A 19,263-nucleotide genomic window follows, 5' to 3' on the forward strand; every position below is an offset into this window, starting at 1 on the left:
ACCGAATCCTCCTATTAAGTATCGACTACCACTCTCATCCATTTCTTTGTTAATGTGCGTTTAATTCCTAAAATCGCTCGAATCACTTCATGTGAATTAGCTAATAAGTAAACAATAAATAATGGATATTGAAAATACACACTTAATGCTGCTAAAGGTAATCCCCACCCCCATACAGCTATCGTATCCAGCCACATCACATATTTGGTATCTCCACCTGCTCGTAAAATACCTACATTATTTATATAGTTTAAGTTTTTCGCAATGGAGATAGTAATATAAACAATCATTAAGCTATGAACAAGTGTTTCAACCTCTTTAGACACCTCGTAAAGAGAGAGGATAGAAGGTAAAGCTATCAGAATCAAAACTCCAATCAAGATTGATAATACAATGGTAATTTTGATGAAATCCTTAGCATATTGAACAGCCTTTTCCTTACGGCGCGCACCAATTTCGTTGCCCACCATAACAGCAGATGCATCACTAATTCCTGTGAAAACACAGGTGAAGATAAAGATTATCGGATCAATTAATGAAATTGCTGCAGTTTGTGCGGTTCCCATTTTTGCATATAGCCAAAAATACATCGTGTCTCCGATAGTCCAGGTCGCATGATTAATAATTGATGGCAAGGTGATTTTAAAATAACTTCTACTAAAGGAACTGCGAAACACATCGATATTTTCCCTGAAAATTTTCCAGGAGAGAAATTTTTTCTGTACTAAAAGGTAAAAGAGCAATCCTGTCTGAACGATACGCGAAATAAGTGTCCCAATGGCTGCTCCTTCTACTCCCATTTTTGGCATACCCATATTCCCATAGATCAATAGATAGTTCAAAGCAGTATTTAATAGGAGTGCGAATATACTAATAAGCGTTGGTCGGCGAACTTCACCGGTCGTTTTTAATGCCACGACAAATATCATAGAAAGTGCTGTAAATATGTAGCTATATCCAATAATACTTAAAAAACTGCTACCTATTTGCCTGACAGATAGATCAGAAGAAAAAATACCTAAGATTGGATACGAGAAAAATTGCGTGGTCAGTGAAAATAGCAATGAGAAAACAGCTGTCATTATGCTTACGAATATGATTGAGCGACTAATTCCAATTTTGTTTTGAGTTCCCCAGTATTGTGCACAAAAAATGGTTGCACCACTTGCGAATCCTTGAAATAGAACAGTAGGGATTTGCGAAAATTTATTGGCTACCCCCACAGCTGCAATACTATCAACTCCCAATCTCCCAACCATAATCGAATCTATCATATTTAAGCTAGATGTAATTAAGAGTTGAATGGTGATTGGGACAGCAAAATATAGCATTTTTTGATAATATTCTTTTTTACTTTCAATCAATTTCTCACTTTCTTTCTAAAAAGATTAAAAAATCACTTTACTAAGAATATTTATAAATATATAATACTTTCCAACAAAAGTATATACAAATGCTAATTAATGTTAAGTGTTATAAGTTTAGAAGATGAGGTGATTAATTTGGATTTTATAAAAGGTTTTAGCTTCGGTTATATGAGTAAAAGAGGGGAATGGGAAACAGATGAGGCGAAGGAATCACTCCGGATACTAAAAGAACGTTGTGCGATTGATCATGTTGTCCTAACTGTTGTAGCTGAACAAGATCATCCACAATCCATTAGCATTCATTGGAGGAATCATCCGAATGTGGTCAGTGATCATGAGATAATAAGTATGATAGAATATGCGAGGTCATTAGATCTTAAGGTTATATTAAAGCCAATGGTCAATGTTTCGGATGGAACATGGAGAGCACATATTAATTTCTTTGATACAGATGTTCCCTGTGAACCCAAATGGTCCGAGTGGTTTGAAGCATATAATGAGTTCATTCTTCATTATGCTAAAATTGCTGAAAAGTTGAAATGTGATATGTTTGTCATTGGCTGTGAAATGGTTAATGCGGATCGAAGAGAACAAGAGTGGCGGCATTTAATAAGTAGAGTAAGAAAGCAATACAGTGGTCTAATTACATACAATTGTGATAAATATCAAGAGGATGTATTAAAATGGTGGGATGCTGTAGATGTCATTTCTTCGAGCGGATACTATCCAATTGATGCATGGGAAGAACAATTGGATCGAATTGAGAGAGTTGTATTAAAGCATGACAAGCCATTTTTCTTTTGTGAAGCAGGCTGCCCTAGTTGGGAAGGGGGAGAGTTTCTTCCGAATGATTGGACTCTACGTGGGAAAGTGAATGTTGATGTTCAAAAACGTTGGTATGAAGAGATGTTCAGAGCTACTAGTAAAAGAGATTGGGTTAGAGGATTTGCAATGTGGGATTGGAACGCACAGCTATATCCAATTGAAATGGCCGAGGAAAATCAAGATTATGCGGTATATGGGAAGCCAGCAGAGACGATTATTAACCAATTTTATCGTGATATTGCCTAATTTAAGTAGTGTAAATTCATAAATAAAAAGTGATTATAAAACATAGATGAAATTTAAAATAAAGTATTAACTTAATAAATAAAAGTATATACAAAAAAAAACAAAGTGTTAAAATACCATTGTAAGCGTTTGCTGTTAATCTATTTTTATTTATTTCTATCAAACTAAGGGGGAAAGAAAAAGGTGAAAAAGAGACTATTTCGAATGTCAGTAGTTGCTAGCGCACTTGCTCTAATTTTAAGTGCGTGTGGGAAAGAAGAGGCAAATACGGACGGGGATAAGAGTGGAAAAGAAACGATTACCTTTATCAATCATAAAACGGACTGGACGGGTAATGGAAAATGGGATGAGTACATCGAAGAATTCAATAAAAAACACCCTGATATTAAAGTGAAGGTAGAAACGATAACTGATTATGCTGGGCAGATGCAGATTCGAATGAATTCTGAAGATTATGGTGATGTTTTTATGTTACCGGATACTGTACAGCCTCAAGACTTCGAAAATTTTGTTGAACCTATTGGGAAGCAGGATGAATTAGAAGAAAAATATATGGGAATCGCTAATAAATCATTTGAAGGGACTACATATGGTTTACCAATTGCAATCAATACAAGTGGGCTTTTGGTGAATATGAAAGTATTTAAAGATGCAGGTATTGAAGAGTTTCCTAAAACACCTGATGAATTTATTGAGGCACTAACAAAAATTAAAGATAACAACGCAGATATCATTCCTCTTTATACAAACTATGCAGCCGGGTGGACCATGGCTAACTGGGACTTTGTCCGTATAGGTGCATCAGGTGATCCAGACTACACAAACAAAATGACATTAGATAAAGCTCCATTTGAAGATGGGAAAGTTATGAATACTATTTATAAAGTTTTATATGATTCAGTAAAAAAAGGATTAACTGAAGCAGATCCTTCTACAACGGATTGGGAACAGTCGAAGCAAGATATGGCAGATGGAAAAATTGCTGTCATGCCATTAGGAAGCTGGGCCATTGAGCAAGTACAAGCATTAGCGGAAAATCCGGATGATATCCAATTTGTTGCCTTTCCTATGACAGCCGAAGATGGGAAACAATATATGTCTATTGGACCAGACTACAATATAGCCATTAATGTACACAGTAAACATAAAAAGGCTGCTCGAGAATTCCTAGATTGGTTTATTAATGAATCCAAATATGCAGAAGAAACCGGCGCCATTTCAGCTGTAAAAGGAAGAGATTATCCGAAAGCGCTTCAAGCGATGAAAGATGCTGGTGTGCAATTTATTGAAGCCAAACAAGCAACAGAAGGAAAAGAATCTTTATTTAGTGATATTAATAATGCATCAGAAATAGGTGTAGATACGACCGATGCAACAAAACAACGAATTGTTGATGCTGCAAAAGGAAATACAAAAGAATCCTTTGCTGATATTATGAAGGATTTAAATAAAAAATGGGGAAATGCAGTAAAAGAAGTGACTGAATAAAAAAGTCCCTCTCCAGTTAAAATCTAATCTCTATCTAGCCGGAGGGCCATATATAAGGATCATCCCTTATTGGTCTTTCGGTTACTCTTATTAGATAGAGTGTTTCATAATCATTTGCAGTCTATAAATAAGAGGAGTAGGAGACATGAATAAATTAAATTTAAGTTATAAAGCACAAAGAAGATTGATAATTATTCTATTTTCTTCCTTACCTGTTGGCTTATTATTATTATTTTCATATGTCCCATTAATTAAAATGCTTCAATATAGTTTTACCGATTGGAATGGGATTAGTCCTGAAAAAACATATGAAGGGATGAAAAATTATCTAAAGGTCTTTACAACTCCTGAATATTTTTCTGTATTTAAAGTAAGTCTGTATTATTTTTTCGCAACTTTCATTCAATTAGGAGTAGCTCTATATTTTGCCACTTTGCTAACCTTTAAGGTTCGACTAGCTAACCTATGGAAAGGTATTTTGTTTTTTCCATACTTATTAAATGGAGTAGCAATCGGATTTATATTTTTATACTTCTACAAGGGTGGAGGTACATTAGATACAGTACTAACCTTTTTAGGATTAGAAGATCAAATCCATTTATGGCTAGGGGATCGCTCTATTAATAATATATCAATGGCGTTTACCTCTATTTGGAGGTATATGGGATTTAATTTTATTATTTTCCTAGGGGCGATTCAATCAATTAGTCCTGAAATCTATGAAGCTGCAGAAATTGATGGTGCCAATCGCTGGCAGCAATTTCGCTATATTATTCTCCCAAGCATTAAGCAAATTGTCTTTTTAAATATTATTTTAGGTGTGAGTGGTTCACTTAGCGTTTTCGATATTCCTTATATAATGACGGGTGGGTCAAATGGTACGAAAACATTTGTTATTCAAACAGTTGATACTGCTTTTAAATATCACAAGCTAGGATTAGCTTCCGCGATGGCTGTCATCCTATTAATTATAGTTTTAGTAGTAACCGGAATACAAAGATTTTTGACGAGAGAAAGGGAGAGGGCCTAATATGGAACCGCAGCATACCGTCATTAGTAAACAAACAGATACAAACCCTTCAGTGGGATATATAAAAAAATACCTCGGTTGGCTTGTAAAGTATGGTAGTCTTCTAATCGGAGCAGCAATTGCAATCATACCTGTCCTCGTTGTAGTAATCGGTTCATTTAAGTCGAAGGAGGAATTCCTTAAAACGGGAGTACTTGAATTACCGAAAAGTTTTTCACTAGAAAACTATATAACAGCCTTTGTTGATGGACAGATGCTTACGGGATTTAGAAATACTTTATTTATTTTTATTGTTTCTATTGTGGGGAAACTTTTATTAGGAACAATGATTGCTTATGTATTAAACCGTTTTGATTTTAAATTAAAGAAAGGGATTATGGCACTATTTCTTATAGCCACGTTGATTCCAGCTATTACAACCCAGGTTGCTACCTTCCAAATTATCAACGGGTTAGGCTTATTTAATAGTATATGGTCGGTCATCGTCTTAAATTTAGGAACAGATGTCATTGCTGTGTATATATTTCTTCAATATTTGGAAGGGATTCCAGTATCATTAGATGAAGCTGCTATATTGGAAGGAGCCTCTTATTTCCAAATTTATAGAAAAATCATTTTGCCACTATTAAAGGCGCCGATGATCACTGTTCTAATTATTAGCGGGGTAGGAATTTATAATGACTTCTACAATCCTTTCTTATATATGCCTGATCCTTCCTTGAAGGTTATATCTACGGCATTATTTGCCTTTAAAGGTCCTTATGGAACAAACTGGCCAGTTATTCTAGCAGGTGTCATGATTGTTATCTTACCAATTTTAATTGTTTTTCTTGTTCTACAAAAGTATATTTATAATGGAGTTTCGGGATCGGTAAAATAAAAAACTATTCCTAGTGTTTGAGAACGCTAGGAATAGTTACAATTTTGTTTGTTGAAAGGATAAAAATTGGTGGTACAAAGAAAATAAAAATCACTAAATTTATTTTGATTAAGAAACATAAAACAAGCATGGTGATTAAAATGATCAAGCTTTTCAGTGGATGCTTTATGCAAGTAACAAAGGATAAAGCTGCGATCCATTTCATATCACCTTTCTTTTTGTTTGCTTCGGACAAGAAATAAACATAATAGATTGAAATTGTCCACAAAATACAAGTAAAAATAATTAAAGGTAATTGAAAAAATCCAATGATGGGATCCTTTGAAAATAAGGGGATACATAGACTCATAATGGACAATCCTAATAAGATGAATAAGGTAAAGGACAGCCCTTTATGATGTTTATTTTGTTTATAAGATTCAGCATAAATGGTTTTTAGTGACTGTTCATCATTATGCTGTATTTCATGGATACATTTAATAAGACCTACTGCTGCCGGAACAAAGCCGTAAATAATCCCTCCGCGTATAAGAAATATCCAAAAGTAAAATCCTGAGATAGCGTATTGCGAAAAACGATTAATAAAAAGTATTATCTTATTCTTCAAAATGCTCACCCTAATATTATTCTATAATTATATATATACATATAAAAGACTAGTTTTTCAAGAGAAAACTTTATTGGTGTAAAATATAAATAGACACTTTTGTTTTGAAATGTATATAATTGATATAAGGGAAAATAGCATTAAATATTGGCAGGGTGGTTTAATTCATGGTTAAATATCAGACAATATCAAATGAAATGAAAGAAAGAATTAAAAATGGATATTATCCAACTGATCAGCCAATTCCAGATGAATATAGTCTTTCAAAGGAATTTGGTTGTAGTCGTGTAACGATGAAAAAGGCATTGGATATATTAGTGATGGAAGGGTTGCTTTTAAGAAAACGTGGGCATGGGACGTTTATTATTCAATCAGCAATGCAAGAAAGCAAAGTAAATGTGATTAGTGAAATAAATATAGGTCTTTCCAATCTTGTTCAGGATAAAACAGTAACAAGTAAAGTCATTCTTTTTGAAATACAGTTTCCATCAGAGGAAGTAGCAGCTAATCTTATGATTGATAAAGATGCTCCTGTCTATCATATTATTCGTTTACGAAATGTAAATGATGAGCCGTATGTTATTGAAGAGACTTATATGCCTTCTCAATTAATACCTGGAATCAATGAACAAGTTTTACAGTCGTCCATATATAATCATATAAACCGGACCTTAGAATTAAAAATTGGTGGCGCCCATCGAAAGGTAAGGGCGGCGAAATCGAATGAATTAGATCAAGAGTATTTAGATTGTAAGGTTGATGATCCAATTTTAGAAGTGGAGCAAATTGCCTTCTTACAAACAGGTGTTCCATTTGAATATTCATTTTCAAGACATCGTTATGACAAATTCGTATTTTCTTCGGTAACTGTTAATAGATAAAGAAATAAATTTACAGGGATTGGTATTTAGATACCAATCCCTGTTTTGTTAACATATTTAAAATACTACTAAGTGTTATTAGTGGGGAGGCTAAGCTTTAATTTAATAATGAAGTTATTTGCTTATGAAAGGTACTCATTTGATTATCCCTGTTGGATTTGGTCCATTTAACATTGTTGGTTCTTGTGATGTGATTGTTGCTCATCGGTAAAAAAGAAACTCCAAACTATGGATAAAGGCAGCTTCATTTGATTAATTTACATAATGTAGAAAAACCAAAGTAAAAAAGAAGAAATCTACTCTTTTTCGAAAATCCATTGAGAAAAACTAACCATAGTTTCGTACGTTCAAACGATAAGGGGGTAAAGTAGTTATTTCTTTCCGTATTCTTACAACTCTTTTATTGTGCTAACTATTACATCATATCTCAATAGTGAAGGGAGGTTTGCAACCTCCCTTTTTGTCTAGTAATAGATGAAGCCTAGGCTCTGATTCCTGTATCTTCTATAATATTACTTTTCCCCATCATAACTAATCAAATTAGTAAAGATTCGGTAGCCCCCAGGAACTTGATCCTGTATTTGGCGATAGAAGACTAAATTCGTATATAAATATGTTCCCTTTCCATACTTAGCCATTAATATGCCACCAGTAAATGGATCTTCATTTGGATCGGCCATACTGACATAGGTTTCATATTGATCATCCCATTCCATTGGATAGTAGAGACCGCGCTCTTGAATCCAATGGTTCCAATCATCATCGCTAATTTTATTCGGATAATTGAATAAAGGTGAATCTGGCTTTAATATTGTTACTTTTGCATTTTCATCGGTTACCCTCCAACGAATCGAAGGATCTCCTATTTTCAATTTAAAGGGAGCGGTTTTTTGTGGATCCCAACGGTCACCAGGTTTATGATACTGTACAACTAAATGTCCACCATCTTCTACATATTTTAATAATCGTGCATTATTCTTTAATAAATCCTCTCGTGATAGATAGGCACGAATGCCAGTAACTATTGTATCGTATTGATTTAAATCACCTGTTGCAAGATCAGCCTCTGTTAGTTTTGTGATGTCAAATCCAGCATTCAATAAATAATCAGCAACTTTATCAAATCCACTATCGATATAACCAATTTTTAATTTTGAAGGTTTTAATAGCTCAAAGGCAACCCCCTTTACCATAGCCGGATATTGATAATAAAAGGTTCCGATATGATCATAGTTTATTTCCTGTACAGTAGAATCAAATGTTTTGCCATCATAACTAATTTTGGCGGAAAGTTGAAAATCTCCTTTTAAAATCTCCTTAGGTGGTGAGACCTTAAATGTGATTTCTTTTTCTTCTAGTTTTTTCGATAAGCTCACATTAGCAGAACGTGGATGAACATCCCATCCGACAGGAATACTTAGGCGAACGGTTGAAGTTACTTTCCCTTCATGGTAATTTTTTAGCTTTACAGTAACAGGAATTTCATCCTGTATGTCTGCTGTGTTAACGATAATATTTTCAGGAGATAAAGTGGCACTAATATCCGGTAGTACTGCAATCGTTCCTTCTAATTCTTGAACATAGGTGGTTTCGGTTCCATTTTGTTTAAATGTAATCGATGCTTGAATTGCTGGTTCTTTGTATGCATGATATTCTTCAGCATTATTCGGAACATTCACCTCAAAAGCTAAGTTCAATGTTTTGCCAGGGGCGAGCGAATCGGCTTTTTTACTTGAAGTTGTCTTCCAACCTTTCGGAGTAATTAAGGCGATATCAAGATGATTTAGTTTGTTTTCTCCGTTGTTTTTTACCTTTACATTAACCTTCGCTTTTTGTCCTTTTGTTAATATTGTTGAATCAGCAGTTGCCTTAACCTCTAGGTTAGAAGAGATAAAACTAACGGTTTCAAGTTGATCGATTTTTATTGAAAGTTTATGAAGTAAATCTAGTTGAAGATCTTCCTTCAAATTTGCCTTTTTTATTTTCTTTTGTAGTTGCCGGACATCTTTTAGTGTTTTTTGTGTTTTATCAAAAACAGACGCACGACTTGGATAGGATTCGGTAATTGAATTTAAGTTTTGTTGGAGCTTTGCTAATTGGACTTTAAGATCATTTTCAGTTGGTGGAAGTATTTGTGCCCATTCTGCAAAGTTATATGGAATACCAGCAAATAAGGAGCTACTATCATTGGCATCTTTAGTTGAAAAGAGGAGTTCTAATTTTACTTGTCTTGGTTCTGCTGGAATATCGGATCCCATACCCTGGCTTTTGTGCATATAGCGTGATTGTTCTCCAAGCTGTGGATAAGTCATTCCATAGATTGGGTCATAATCTCCAATTTCAATAGTTGTGGTGACAGGATCATCTGAACCGGACGGTAAATAAAATTTCTTAATCTGCCACGTGGATAAACCCTCTTTTAGTTGATCTGGAAACACCTTTGGATCGGCAGCGTCTTTAAATGCTCTTTCACTTAATATTTCCATCGTTCGGTGGTGCCCATGTTGGCTATCAACATTTCTAAAAGAAGGCATGACAATATCAGGCTGGTATGTGCGGATAAATCGAATCAGTCGTTCATAGGTCACATCTTCTCCCCAATTTTTTAAGGTTTCTTCAGGAGATTTAGAGAAACCAAAGTCATATATTGCATCAGAGGTTGTTTCACTTAAATGATAGGCTTTTACTCCAGTAATTTTTGCCGCTTCGATCATTTCACGCGACCGAATAATTCCTAAGGCGTTTCCAAGCTCATTTCCAATTTCATTTTGCCCACCTTCACCACGATTGGCAATGAGGCTTGAGGTTTTTACACCTAAACCTCTTGATAAATAAGCTAAAAAATCACTGCGTTCATCATCAGGATGTGCCCCAGTATTTAAGAAGGTCACAGTAGTTTCAAGAGGTTTTACCGCATTCCATAAATCAAGATCCACCTTATTGTTTTCATCGTTTGCACGACCTTTAAACGGAAGGAATGCTGCAACTAAAAGAATGGCAAGAAAAGCATATAAGAGCTTTTTCAATCGTGTAACCCCTTTCTTATTTGTGTTTTTTAGTATGACTCTAATATTCCTCCCTTCGACCTAGGAAATTAGTAGGTTAGTTTATTTTCCTAACCAACATAGAAAACGGTGCTTAAATAATAAATAGCATGGAGTTGAAGTAATGTAAATACCTATTATTTTTGGAAAAGTCAGAATAAAATACATCCTGTTAACATATTCTATTTATCCTTAAAGGGGGTACAACCATAGTTTTATAAAAAGGTTTTATTTTAATAGGTCATAATATTCTACATTAATTAGTAAACTTAACTAACCAAAATAATTAGGGCAGTGATGGAATGGATATTAAAGGAACGCCGATGCAGATGAAATCAATTAATAAAAAGAGGGTGCTTCAATGTATACAGGAACATGCACCTATATCAAGGGCAGAAATTTCTGCCAAGCTTTCTATAAGTAAACCGACTGTTTCTATTTTGGTCGATGAACTTATCCAAGAGCATTGGGTGGTTGAAAAAGGGAATGGTGAAGCATCCTCACAGGGAGGAAGGCGACCGATTCAATTATATTTCGATGAACAAGCAGCATATGTAGCAGGAATAGATATTGGTGGGACAAAAGTAAAAATGGTAATCAGTGATTTATCTGGAACAATAGTCTCTCAATGTAATTTCCCAACCAATCAATATTTAGAACAAGGCTTAATGATTCAGATTCGTGATAAATTAAATCACTTGGTCAAACATGCAGGGATTAAACAAGAAGCAATATTGGGGATGGGGGTTGGAGTCCCGGGAATAACAGATACAGTGAACGGCTTAATTGTGGATGCTCCTAGCTTAAATTGGATGAACTACCCATTTATTAGTGAGGCAAAGAAGTATTTCTCCTTTCCTATTCATATAGATAATGATGTGAATGTAGCTGTACTTGGCGAACAATGGTTAGGAAGAGCCAAGAATAAAAGGAATGTTCTTTTCATATCCGTAGGAACAGGTATTGGTTGTGGAATCATTATTGATAATCAACTATACAGAGGCACTACAAATGCAGCAGGTGAAATGGGGTATATGGTCACCAACAAAAATGATATGAGGCAAAATTTCCATCCATTGTTTCAACGTTATGGATATTTGGAAAGTGTTGCAGGCGGAAAGTCTATTGGTAAACAGTTAACGATGAAACTCCAAAAGAATAGAGAACATCCATTATTTAAAAAAGCAACTGAAACAGAGCTATCGGCAAAGGATGCCTTTTTTCTAGCAAAATCAGGAGATCTACTTGCACGGCAAGTGATTGATGAAGCAATAGAACATTTAGGGTTTGGCATTGTTAATGCTGCTTGCCTGTTAAATCCAGAGGTAATTATTTTAGGAGGTGGTGTTTCCCAATCAGCTGAGGAGATATTATTTCATGTGCGTAAACTTGTGGATCAATACCTTCCTAGTTCAGTTGATATTTATCCATCACAATTAGGCGATAATGCGGGGGTTTTGGGAGCTGTTTCATTATTCCTACGGGAACATGAAAGCATAATAAGACATTCATAATGGGGGGAGAAAGATGAAGAAAAGGAAAATGGTGTCCTTGCTTGGGGTATTGACTTTGTCCGCTACGATGATTTTATCAGCGTGTAGTTCTTCCGGAGAAAAGGATTCGAAAGAAACCTCGAAGGAGTCTGATAACAAGTTAGAGGATAAAGTGGTTATTTATTCTCCACATGGAAAGGACATTCTTGGTCAATTTGAGAAGATGTTTGAAGAAAAATACGGCATTGATGTTGAATGGCTAGATATGGGTTCTCAGGAAGTGCTTGACCGCATTCGTTCAGAGAAAAACAATCCACAAGCAGACGTTTGGTGGGGGGCTCCATCCACTAATTTTGAACAAGCAAAAGGAGAGGACTTGTTAGATCCTTATGAACCAACCTATTCTGCTACTCTTGATGAAGGGTTCCATGAGCCTGATTGGTACTGGACAGGAACGAGTCAAACGCCCGAAGTGATTATGTATAATACTAAGCTTCTAAAAAAAGAAGAGGTACCAAAGGACTGGGATGAACTTCTTGATCCGAAATGGAAGGATAAAATTATCATTCGTTATCCTCTAGCTTCTGGAACTATGAGAACGATTTTTTCAGCAATGATTTATCGTGACTTTAAAGATTCAGGGGATCCTAATACTGGTTATGAATGGTTAAAGAAATTAGATGCAAATACGAAAGAATATTCAGCGAATCCGGAGATGATGTATAACAAGGTTGCCAAAGGTGAAGGGCTACTTTCTGTATGGGGAATGCCAGATGTTGCAATGTTAAAAGAACAGAAGAATTATCCGTTTGATTTTATTATTCCTGCGAGTGGTACTCCTGTGTTAACTGAAGGAATTGCAATTGTGAAGGGGGCGCCACATCCGAAGGCAGCTGAAGCATTTTATGAATTTGTTAATACACCTGAAGCAGCAAAGATTTTAGCTGAACAGCATTATCGAATTCCAACGAGAAATGATGTAACGGATTTACCAGATTGGATTAAAAATACAGAAATTAAAGAAATGGATATCGATTGGGATGTATTTGAAAGCCAATCGGATGTGTGGATGAAATATTGGGATGAAAATATAAAAAATGGTGATAAACAGATTAAAGAATAGGAAGTGAACGAGGAATGGCTTCCATTAACCTTGAAAATGTACAAAAGACTTTCGGAAAGGTAATTGCCGTAGATCAGCTTAATTTACAGATTAGGGAAGGGGAGTTCTTCACTTTCCTAGGACCGAGCGGCTGTGGAAAAACAACAACCCTCCGAATGATTGCAGGATTTTATTACCCAACAAAAGGAATTGTTCGCTTTGGAGAAAAGGATATGACACGTGTTCCTCCTGAAAAAAGAAATACGGGCATGGTTTTTCAAAACTATGCCCTATTCCCTCATATGACGGTGTTTGAAAATGTTGCTTTCGGGTTAAAAGTCCGAAAAATCCCTTCTACTGAGATAAAAAATCGCGTTCATGATGTCTTAGAAAAAGTTCGCCTAGATACATTCAGTAACCGTCAAGTGAGCCAATTAAGTGGGGGACAGCAACAACGAGTGGCATTGGCTCGTGCATTGGTGATTGAACCCGAAATCCTTTTATTAGATGAACCTTTAAGCAATTTGGATGCGAAATTACGTGATGAAATGCGTACAGAAATTTTACGCTTACAGCGCGATTATCATATAACGACAATCTACGTCACTCATGATCAGGCAGAAGCATTGTCAATGAGTGATCGAATAGCTGTATTTAATCATGGGGTATGTCACCAAATAGGGACACCATTTGAAATTTATAATGAACCTGCAAATGATTTTGTTGCGCAATTTATTGGGGAAATAAACTTTATTCCGTTTGAAATGGATAAAATCAAGGAAGAAAAAATTGAGGTTCGGATTTTTCAAGGTAATCAAAGCTTATCTGTCAAGCGTATACCATTTAATGATGTAGAATTTTCCATGGATGAAAAGCTGATTCTTTCCATTCGTCCTGAGTCCATTAAACTATCAACCCAAGCAATGGAAGGAGAAAATGTGTTAGAAGGGAAGATAGAGAGTTTACAGTTTTTTGGTTCCGCTGTTGAGATTCTAGTAAAGGTAAAGGATATAACATTAAAGGTAAACTTGTTAAATCCAGCTGATTTATCTGTATTAAAGAAAGAATCGATGGTTTGGCTGGAGTTGCCGGCTGATCGGATTCGCTTAATTCCTAAGATAAGCGGTGATCGATTATGATGAAAAATAGGAATCATCGGTTGACTATTTATCTATTAATCCCAATTCTTCTCATACTCATTGCTTATGTTTTATATCCTTCCATAAAGACATTAATCGAAAGCTTGCAAAAGGATGGCATATATACACTTGCGAATTACTCGGACTTTTTTGTACAAGAATCGAAAACCAACCTAGAAGCGCTTTGGAATTCTGTTTATATTTCAGTTTTAAGTGTGATTGCCAGTGCATTGATCGGCATCCCGCTTGCATTTATTTTTAATCGTTATCAATTTCCGGGTCGCGGCTTTTTTGCATCAGCTGCGATTATGCCAATTGTACTGCCATCTTTAGTTGGTGTAATGGCCTTTATGTTTTTATATGGAGAAACGGGTCTAATTCCTAATGCAATAAAGGATTTATTTGGATTAGAAAAGGTACCTTTTAGTATTGGTGGGGTATCCGGAATCTTAATTGTTCACGCCTATACTATGTATGTGTATTTTTATATGACTGTTTCATCTGCCATTAATAAAATTGATCCGAGTTTAGAAGAAGCTGCTTATAATTTAGGAGCAAGTAAGTTTAAAGTATTTTGGAAAGTGACATTTCCATTGTTAACACCAGCGATTGTTGCTGCATCATTATTAGTATTTATGATTTCAATGGCTTCGTTTAGTGCCCCCTTCCTATTAGCTGGTGGATACCGCGTACTTAGCTTACAAATATATTTTTCTAAAATAAATGGAGATATGGAAATTGCAGCTACTCAATCTGTCATTCTCTCCATTGTATCGATAAGCTTCTTACTATTCATGCGATGGTATCAGAATCGCAAAGATTACCGCATGGCAACAAAAGGGATTGGTGCACATCGTAGTGAAGTAAAAAATCCATTTCTTAAGTGGGTGATGGTCGTTTGTGGAGTGATCGGTGTATTAATTTTATTATTACCCCACCTTACCATTCTATTACTCTCATTAGTACCGAATGGAACATGGACATGGCAGACCTATCCAACCGTATTTAATATCGAAAATTATCGTCTATTATTAGATGATCCTAATATATGGAAGCCAATTAAAAATAGCTTGTTGCTTGCCATCATTGCTACTGCCGGAAATTTTGTGTTTGGTGTGTTTACTTCATATTTATTAGTAAAAAGGAAATTTATTGGCAAAAGCTTTGTTGATATATTAGTAATGATTCCTTGGGCATTGCCTGCAACAGTTATCGGCATGAATTTAATCTTTGCCTTTAACGAACCGAATATATTTTCATTTGGACATATTCTTGTGGGGACATTCGCGATATTGCCATTAGCTTATTTTGTTCGCCACATCCCATTAGTTGTTCGATCAACAAATGCTGTATTAGAGCAATTGGATGATTCCTTGGAGGAAGCTTCTAGAAATTTAGGTGCAAAATGGTTTTATACGTTTAGAAGGGTCATATTACCGATTATTATGCCAGGTGTACTATCTGGTACATTGCTTGCCTTTATTGAATCGGTCGGTGAATTCCCAACCTCGGTATTATTGTACACACTAGCAAATCGACCGATTTCGATTGAGATTATGAACCAGCTAAGAATGTTTAATATGGGGCAGGCAGCTGCTTATGGAATGTTCCAAATTGCTTTAATCGCTATCGTACTATTTATTTCGAATAAATTTTTTGGAGTGAAGGCCGAGCAATCTTTGTAAACCTGCATATAGGAGAGATAACATGAAATCAATCAATGATTTTATCGAATCAGAAGGATCACAGTTTCCGGGGAAAACGTATGTGGAGGAATTATTAAAACCCGTTTTCAATGATCAAAGGGATTATTTATTTGATGTAATGTTCGATATTCATCGGGCACATGTGATTATGCTTTCTGAACAGAAAATTATCCCGATAACCGAAGCGCGAAAGATGTTAGCGGGAATAAATAAGATCGCAAAAACTGACTATCAATCTTTAACCTACCAACCAGAATATGAAGATTTATTTTTCATGATGGAGGCCAAAATTGGCGAAGAGATTGGACCTGAATTAGCAGGTAAAATCCATATTGGCAGAAGCAGAAATGATATGGGGGTGGCGATGTATCGTTTAGTTCTTAGGGAACATCTGGTAACGACGATTGAAAATGCCTATCGACTAAGTGAGGTATTATTGTTTCAAGCTGATCAGCATTTAGAAACTTATATGACAGGATATACACATACACAACCTGCTCAGCCGACGACCTTAGGTCATTATTTGTTGGCAATCTATGATGTGCTACAAAGAGATATAAAGCGATTAGAATCCGCGTATCAAGCAGTGAATCAATCTCCATTAGGTGCAGCTGCGTTAACGACAACGGGATTTCCCATTAGCCGTGAGCGGACCTGTGAGCTGCTCGGGTTCGATCAAGTGATTGAGAATTCCTATGATTCGATTGCAAGTGCAGATTACTTATTAGAAACGTCCACCGCCCTTATCACTTTGATGGTAAACACTGGGAGATGGATTCAAGATTTTTTACAGCATGTAACGCGAGAATTCGGTTCTTTTCTTGTAGCTGATCCGTATGTGCAGGTTAGTAGCATCATGCCTCAAAAACGGAATCCAGTATCAATTGAACATTCACGCTCTATTGCAAGCAGCGCATATGGAGAGGCATTAGCTGCAATCAATATGATTCATAACACTCCTTTTGGTGATATTGTTGATACAGAGGATGATCTCCAACCCCATCTATATCGTGCCTTTAATAACGCTAATCGAGTGCTAAAACTAATGTATGCAGTCATTACGACGTTAAGAGTAAATAAGGATCATTTGAAAAAAATGACAGAAAGGTCCTGCATTACAATTACCGAATTAGCAGACACATTAGCACGTGAATACAATATTTCCTTTAGAAAATCTCATAAAATTGCCAGCTATCTATCTACTCAAACGATACAAGCAAAGAAAGAACTGAAGGATTGGGAAATTCAAGATATAAATCATATGATTAATCATTTTGTTGATGCCACCTTAACATCTAAGCAATGGAAGAAGATCATTTCACCTGAATATTTTGTTCGTATCAGAAACATTCAGGGAGGACCGAATCCTCAAGAAGTTAAAAGAATGATTCTTCAACGGGAAGAGCAGTTAGCACATAGCAAGTGGAATGCTCAGCAAATAAAAGCAAAATTAAATAAAAATAAAGAGCATCTAGTTACCTATCAATTATAAAGGAAAGCACCTCTTTCTTTTTTTCTAAAAAAATGAAAGGGTGCTTATTTATGTCTTTCCATTTCTTAAAGATTGTTGTTATTCTTATTACTGTGTTTCCCCATAAAGGGCGAAAAACAATCATCTATTCAATAAAATCATTATATATCGGTTATTTTTCTGTAGAATAATGAGAAGTTGATTATCTAGGAGATGTTTTCGTTGCTACAAACGCTGAATACACAATTGCAAAAAGCAATGCCTCTGATTACACCAACAAGTGTGATTCTTGGTGTGTTATTAACCACATATATAAAAGATTTTTCTTTTCTGATTCCTTGGATATTTGCATTCATGACCTTTTCAGGCAGTCTCAGTTCGAATTTTCAATCACTTAAACAAGCAATTTTCCACCCTTTTTCAATGATTATAGTTATGGTTATTTTACATATTTTTATGCCGTTATGGGCATTTGGAATTGGCCATTTATCTTTTCGTGGGGATGCACATACAATTACAGGTCTTGTACTAGGAATGATTATTCCAACAGGAATCACAAGTGTCATCTGGGTGTCTATTTATAAAGGAAATATGGCCGTTACGCTTTCTATTATTTTAATTGATACATTATTATCACCATTTATTGTTCCTTTCACCTTGTCTTTATTTGTCGGTCAAAAGGTGGAGATGGATATCATTAGCATAATGAATGGTCTATTGTGGATGGTAGTAGTTCCTTCGATTTTAGGGATGATATTGAACCAAATGACAAAAGGGAAGGTACAGGAGATTATAGGAGCCAAATTAGCACCTTTTTCCAAACTAGCTCTAGGTCTAGTTGTAATGCTTAATGGAGCAGTTATTGCACCACATTTAAAACATATTAATCTAAAACTGATTTGGATCGGTATTGTTGTGTTTTTTATCGCATTTACAGGGTATTTATTTTCCATATTGATTAGCAGAATATTGAAGAGAGATCGAGAAACGACTGTTGCCATTACATTTCTTGGAGGAATGCGGAATATTAGTGCAGGAGCAGTTATTGCGGTCACCTATTTTCCAGCGAGTGTTGCGACACCTGTTATTATAGGAATGCTGTTTCAGCAAGTCCTTGCTTCGTTATTTGGTAGTGTTTTAGATAAGCTTTCAAAACAAACAAAATATGAGAAAAGGTCAATCGCTTAATAGAGAGGGTGTTTAATTAGTCTAATTAAAATAATTTAATGTATGTAGGCAGGAATGCCCCTTTAGAAATCGAATCATAATAGAGTAACTTTATAATTTTATATTCGATATGGGGGATTAGCATTGATTACGAAAAAAATTTTATTCATCGGTGATAGTATTACAGATGGTGCTAGAAATGAGGACAGTGAAGGTTTAGGCTTTGGTTATGTAAGAATGATACGGGATTATTTTATCACTAACTATGAAAATATCAATTACCAGATAATTAATAGAGGGATCAGTGGGAATCGTATAAGTGATTTAGCAGAAAGATGGGACAGAGATGTTATTAATCTAAAGCCGGACTATTTATCTATTTCAATCGGAATCAATGATGTATGGAGACAACTTGATCGCCCTGAAATGGAACAAATTGATCCAGAGAAATTTGAAAATTATTATGATCAATTGTTAAGTCAAGTGAAGCGGGAAACAAAGGCACAAATCATCCTGATGGAACCTACCATTATTGATGAAGATACACAGTCGATAGGAAATCGCATGTTAAAAAAATATGTTGAAATTGTCCATCTAATCGCAGATAAGTTTGATGCTAAAATTGTACTGACACATCAGGCATTCCTTCAATATTTAGGATCTAACAAGGAATATAAACTTACAACAGATGGGGTTCATATGACCTCTATAGGGAATACATTAATGGCAAATACTTGGCTCAATGCAGTAGAACAAATGCTTGAAAAAAATGAAGGAAAATTAATCATGTAACGTTTAATAAGAAAGTGTTTATAGT

General features: G+C 35.4%; 16 protein-coding genes. 13 read left to right on the plus strand and 3 right to left on the minus strand.

Annotated features, from left to right (window positions below):
* Nucleotides 1–14 precede the first annotated feature (14 nt).
* Nucleotides 15–1,364 (minus strand): MATE family efflux transporter, encoded by a 1,350-nt coding sequence (locus NST63_RS05375; RefSeq protein WP_071975155.1) that lies wholly within the window; start codon nt 1,362–1,364, stop codon nt 15–17.
* A 138-nt stretch (nt 1,365–1,502) separates the two neighbouring features.
* Here NST63_RS05375 and NST63_RS05380 point away from each other — a divergent pair, with 138 nt between their 5' ends.
* The 4 genes from NST63_RS05380 to NST63_RS05395 all read left to right on the plus strand — a co-directional run bounded on the left by NST63_RS05380 (nt 1,503) and on the right by NST63_RS05395 (nt 5,836).
* On the plus strand, nt 1,503–2,438 hold the full coding sequence (locus tag NST63_RS05380) for a glycoside hydrolase family 113 (protein WP_341041502.1): 936 nt from the start codon (nt 1,503–1,505) through the stop codon (nt 2,436–2,438).
* A gap of 183 nt (nt 2,439–2,621) precedes the next feature.
* Nucleotides 2,622–3,926 (plus strand): ABC transporter substrate-binding protein, encoded by a 1,305-nt coding sequence (locus NST63_RS05385; protein ID WP_341041503.1) that lies wholly within the window; start codon nt 2,622–2,624, stop codon nt 3,924–3,926.
* Between the two features lie 145 nt (nt 3,927–4,071).
* A complete protein-coding gene (locus NST63_RS05390; protein ID WP_071975152.1) occupies nt 4,072–4,956 on the plus strand; it encodes a carbohydrate ABC transporter permease in 885 nt (294 codons plus the stop codon).
* Between the two features lies 1 nt (nt 4,957).
* On the plus strand, nt 4,958–5,836 hold the full coding sequence (locus NST63_RS05395) for a carbohydrate ABC transporter permease (protein ID WP_139254813.1): 879 nt from the start codon (nt 4,958–4,960) through the stop codon (nt 5,834–5,836).
* Between the two features lie 10 nt (nt 5,837–5,846).
* Here the strand turns inward: NST63_RS05395 and NST63_RS05400 are convergent, their stop codons facing one another.
* Nucleotides 5,847–6,443 carry a DUF624 domain-containing protein gene (locus NST63_RS05400; RefSeq protein ID WP_180212048.1) on the minus strand — a complete coding sequence of 199 codons (597 nt, stop codon included), beginning with the start codon at nt 6,441–6,443 and terminating at the stop codon, nt 5,847–5,849.
* A gap of 167 nt (nt 6,444–6,610) precedes the next feature.
* Here NST63_RS05400 and NST63_RS05405 point away from each other — a divergent pair, with 167 nt between their 5' ends.
* Nucleotides 6,611–7,324: a GntR family transcriptional regulator gene (locus NST63_RS05405; protein WP_071975150.1), complete on the plus strand. Its 714-nt coding sequence runs from the start codon at nt 6,611–6,613 to the stop codon at nt 7,322–7,324.
* Between the two features lie 124 nt (nt 7,325–7,448).
* Nucleotides 7,449–7,535 (plus strand): hypothetical protein, encoded by an 87-nt coding sequence (locus NST63_RS27765; RefSeq protein ID WP_373312662.1) that lies wholly within the window; start codon nt 7,449–7,451, stop codon nt 7,533–7,535.
* A gap of 301 nt (nt 7,536–7,836) precedes the next feature.
* Here the strand turns inward: NST63_RS27765 and NST63_RS05410 are convergent, their stop codons facing one another.
* Nucleotides 7,837–10,350, minus strand: coding sequence for a PIG-L family deacetylase (locus NST63_RS05410; RefSeq protein WP_341041506.1), 2,514 nt, complete (start codon nt 10,348–10,350; stop codon nt 7,837–7,839).
* A 320-nt stretch (nt 10,351–10,670) separates the two neighbouring features.
* Here NST63_RS05410 and NST63_RS05415 point away from each other — a divergent pair, with 320 nt between their 5' ends.
* The 7 genes from NST63_RS05415 to NST63_RS05445 all read left to right on the plus strand — a co-directional run bounded on the left by NST63_RS05415 (nt 10,671) and on the right by NST63_RS05445 (nt 19,238).
* Nucleotides 10,671–11,882 carry an ROK family transcriptional regulator gene (locus NST63_RS05415; protein ID WP_236036534.1) on the plus strand — a complete coding sequence of 404 codons (1,212 nt, stop codon included), beginning with the start codon at nt 10,671–10,673 and terminating at the stop codon, nt 11,880–11,882.
* A 13-nt stretch (nt 11,883–11,895) separates the two neighbouring features.
* Complete coding sequence (locus tag NST63_RS05420; protein WP_071975148.1) at nt 11,896–12,984, plus strand: extracellular solute-binding protein; 1,089 nt, start codon at nt 11,896–11,898, stop codon at nt 12,982–12,984.
* A gap of 14 nt (nt 12,985–12,998) precedes the next feature.
* Nucleotides 12,999–14,102, plus strand: coding sequence for an ABC transporter ATP-binding protein (locus NST63_RS05425; protein ID WP_341041510.1), 1,104 nt, complete (start codon nt 12,999–13,001; stop codon nt 14,100–14,102).
* Complete coding sequence (locus NST63_RS05430; protein WP_341041512.1) at nt 14,102–15,787, plus strand: ABC transporter permease; 1,686 nt, start codon at nt 14,102–14,104, stop codon at nt 15,785–15,787. The genes NST63_RS05425 and NST63_RS05430 overlap by 1 nt, the downstream gene beginning before the upstream one ends.
* A gap of 22 nt (nt 15,788–15,809) precedes the next feature.
* Complete coding sequence (gene argH / locus NST63_RS05435; protein ID WP_341041514.1) at nt 15,810–17,300, plus strand: argininosuccinate lyase; 1,491 nt, start codon at nt 15,810–15,812, stop codon at nt 17,298–17,300.
* Nucleotides 17,301–17,492: 192 nt separating this feature from the next.
* The gene (locus NST63_RS05440) at nt 17,493–18,467 is read left to right on the plus strand and encodes a bile acid:sodium symporter family protein (RefSeq protein ID WP_373312659.1); all 975 of its coding nucleotides are present in this window, start codon (nt 17,493–17,495) and stop codon (nt 18,465–18,467) included.
* 123 nt (nt 18,468–18,590) lie between these two features.
* Nucleotides 18,591–19,238 carry an SGNH/GDSL hydrolase family protein gene (locus NST63_RS05445; RefSeq protein ID WP_212944732.1) on the plus strand — a complete coding sequence of 216 codons (648 nt, stop codon included), beginning with the start codon at nt 18,591–18,593 and terminating at the stop codon, nt 19,236–19,238.
* Nucleotides 19,239–19,263 lie beyond the last annotated feature (25 nt).

Origin of the sequence: Heyndrickxia sp. FSL W8-0496, assembly GCF_038007825.1 — a bacterium.
Classification (GTDB): Bacteria; Bacillota; Bacilli; order Bacillales; family Bacillaceae_C; genus Heyndrickxia; species Heyndrickxia oleronia.